Source organism: Paraburkholderia sp. BR10882 (genome assembly GCF_040948855.1).
GTDB classification, from domain to species: Bacteria; Pseudomonadota; Gammaproteobacteria; order Burkholderiales; family Burkholderiaceae; genus Paraburkholderia; species Paraburkholderia nodosa_A.
In genome coordinates this window covers 1-255 of record NZ_JBFPKP010000089.1, presented here as the reverse complement: position 1 = coordinate 255, position 255 = coordinate 1, and the positions used below count along the sequence as shown (strand labels likewise).

The following is a 255-nucleotide window of genomic DNA, read 5'->3' as shown; positions in this document are numbered from 1 at the left end:
TCTTGCGTAGCAACTAGGGACAAGGGTTGCGCTCGTTGCGGGACTTAACCCAACATCTCACGACACGAGCTGACGACAGCCATGCAGCACCTGTGTTACGGCTCCCTTTCGGGCACCCCCACCTCTCAGCAGGGTTCCGTACATGTCAAGGGTAGGTAAGGTTTTTCGCGTTGCATCGAATTAATCCACATCATCCACCGCTTGTGCGGGTCCCCGTCAATTCCTTTGAGTTTTAATCTTGCGACCGTACTCCCC

Annotated in this window: 1 rRNA gene; it reads right to left on the bottom strand. The window is 54.5% G+C overall.

The features are described 5' to 3' along the window. Window positions 1–255: ribosomal RNA gene (locus AB3X99_RS41025) — 16S ribosomal RNA — on the bottom strand; the annotation flags it as partial.